This window comes from Pseudomonas sp. PB106 (genome assembly GCF_009764645.1).
Classification (GTDB): domain Bacteria; phylum Pseudomonadota; class Gammaproteobacteria; order Pseudomonadales; family Pseudomonadaceae; genus Aquipseudomonas.
Window position 1 is genome coordinate 1 of record NZ_RWIM01000057.1, and the last position, 2,572, is coordinate 2,572.

A 2,572-nucleotide genomic window follows, 5' to 3' on the forward strand; every position below is an offset into this window, starting at 1 on the left:
ACTGCGATCTTTTGATCTTGTTTTTTACAATCAAGATCAAAAGATCGCAGCCTTCGGCAGCTCCTACAGGGAAGGTTTGCGCCATTTTTCGATGGGCAATTTGGTGATCGCAAAACCGCTCAACAAAATCGCCGAATAGATCATCAGCTCCCGGGACAGGCTTTGCCCTTCGTACCAGGCGCCGATGATCACGGCGAACACCGGGAAAATGATGAACACGAACGACAGAATGATCGGGCTCAGGCGTTTCAGCAGCAAAAAGTAAACGATGAATCCACCGACCGACGCCACCAGCCCGAGATAGAGCAGGGCACCCCATGAGCGCGTCGTGATGTCCCGAAAAACCGGCGCTTCAACGTTCAACCCGACAATAAATAACATCGCCCCTGCAATGCCGATCGGCAATGTGTTGTAGGTGATCACGCTGATCGCACTGCCGTGTTTTTTTGTCACCACGTAGCACAGCGCATGCATCACGGCGGCACACAGGATCGCCAGCACTCCTAGCCATTCGGCCTGATCCAGATGCAAACCCTGACTGCGAATAATCATGAACAGACTGCCGAAACCAATCGCGATGCCGAGCATCTGCGACGGGTAAATTTTCTCGCGCAGAAACAGCGCGGAAAAGATCAGGATAAATACCGGCATGCAACTGAACAGCAACGCAGTCAGACCGGACGAAACGTGCATTTCGCCGTAGTTGAGCAAGTAGTAGGGCAGGCTGAAATACGACAGCGTGACGAACGCGAAAAACCAGCGGCTTTGCCGGGGAAACAGCAGCGGTTCCTTGCGCAACAACGCGAAACTCAGAAACAGCGGAAACGCGATGAGAAAGCGCAGTCCGGCAGCGGTCAGCGGCGGCACGCTCTCCACGGCAATCTTGATCCCCAGCCATGTGGTGCCCCAACTCAGGCAGACAATCAGAAACAAGGTGCTGGTGAGCAGTCCGGCGAGCCAGGGTTTGCTGATGTTCAATGGTGTGCTGACGGCAGTCGACATGTTGCGTACTCCGAACGTTGAAATTGACCTGATTAAGGAAACGGTCTATTTCTGATTGAGCTTGTTTTAATCACGCTATTCGGGGCGGTAATGACTGTCAAAGTAAGTATTGCCATGGTGTCAATTCTTCGTGATCGCCTTAGCCACGGCGCCGGCATCAAGTACAAGCGCCTCGCCGAAGGTGTCGCGCAGGCCCTCTCTGAAGGCGTGATCGAAGCCGGTAGCAAGTTGCCGCCGCATCGATTGTTGGCCGACAGCTTGGGCGTGACCATCGGCACGATCAGCCGTGCCTACGGTGAGCTGGAACGCGTGGGGTTGGTCGTCGCTCGCGTAGGCGATGGCACTTACGTGCGTCAGAAGGGGATGGATCGGCAGCAGGACAAAGGCTTTCGCAATGTCAGCGATGAGCCGTCCACCTGCCTGGACATGAGTCGGAATCAGCCGATGCCAGGACAGGAAGCCGAACTCATGCGTCAAAGCCTGCTGGATCTGGCCAACGAGCCGGGCGTCCTGCGGCAATTGAGTGGGTACACCGCCGAAGCCGGGATGGCGCGGCATCGTGTGGCGGGGGCGGTCTGGCTGAGCCATGGTGAATTCGTGCCGCACGCCGACCAGGTGCTGTGCGTCAACGGTGGTCAGCATGGTTTGCTGTGCGCGTTGATGGGGCTGCTCAAGGCCGGCGACACACTGGTCACCGAGCATTTGTCCTACCCCGGTTTGATCAGTGTCGCTCGTCAGCTCGGGATAAAACTGATCGGCGCAGCGATGGATGACGAAGGACTTTTGCCGTCAGCGCTGGAGGATATCTGCCGTCAGCATCGCGTTTCAGCGCTGTATTGCACGCCGACGATCCAGAATCCTACGGCGGCGGTGATGTCTGTCCCACGGCGCGAGGCGATTGCCGATATCTGCCGCCAGCACAATCTCCTGATCATCGAGGACGAAGCCCATGCGGTGCTGGATCGCCAGCGCCCTTTGCCGCTGAGTCATTTCGCGCCGGAGCGTTCGATACTGATCGGCAGTTTGAGCAAAGCCGTTTCTGCCGGCTTGCGCGTCGGTTATCTCCACGCGCCGCAAGCGTTGATCGGGCGCATCGGTTCAGCCATTCGCAGCACGTGCTGGATGGCCAATCCACTGTCGATGGAAATTGCGAGCCTGTGGATCGAAAACGGCATGGCCACGCGATTGCTGGATGAGCAGATCAGCGAAATCGGTCGGCGCAAGGCGCTGGTCTCGCCGGTGCTGGCGGGCTTGAACTACAACACTCACGCCTTTAGTCCGCACTTCTGGGTGGAAGTCCCCGAGTTGTGGCGCGCCTCGCAGATTGCGGCGGAGTTGAAGGAAAACAATTATCTGGTGGCGACCGCTGAGGCGTTTGCGGTCGGGCATGCGGCGGTGCCGCAGTTCATTCGGGTGAGTGTGTGTAATTCGGTGGGGGATGATCGGTTGTTGCTTAGCGGGTTCGAGGCTCTGGCAAATGCCCTGACACAACACAATCCCCTGTAGGAGCTGCCGCAGGCTGCGATCTTTTGATTCTGTTTTTAAAAGACAAGATCAAAAGATCGCAGCC

Annotated in this window: 2 protein-coding genes; one reads left to right on the forward strand and one right to left on the reverse strand. The window is 57.1% G+C overall.

Going from position 1 to position 2,572, the window contains the following annotated elements:
• Nucleotides 1-63: 63 nt before the first annotated feature.
• Nucleotides 64-1,002 carry a DMT family transporter gene (locus tag EJA71_RS07705; protein ID WP_158955650.1) on the reverse strand — a complete coding sequence of 313 codons (939 nt, stop codon included), beginning with the start codon at nucleotides 1,000-1,002 and terminating at the stop codon, nucleotides 64-66.
• Between the two features lie 90 nt (nucleotides 1,003-1,092).
• Here EJA71_RS07705 and EJA71_RS07710 point away from each other — a divergent pair, with 90 nt between their 5' ends.
• Nucleotides 1,093-2,508, forward strand: a complete 1,416-nt coding sequence (locus EJA71_RS07710) for a PLP-dependent aminotransferase family protein (RefSeq protein ID WP_158955652.1) — start codon at nucleotides 1,093-1,095, stop codon at nucleotides 2,506-2,508.
• The last annotated feature ends 64 nt before the right edge of the window (nucleotides 2,509-2,572 follow it).

Bases quoted from the DNA above. Each gene is read 5' to 3' on its own strand.
- EJA71_RS07710 (WP_158955652.1), top strand. From the start codon at position 1,093: ATGACTGTCAAAGTAAGTATTGCCATGGTGTCAATTCTTCGTGATCGC.
- EJA71_RS07705 (WP_158955650.1), bottom strand. From the start codon at position 1,002: ATGTCGACTGCCGTCAGCACACCATTGAACATCAGCAAACCCTGGCTC.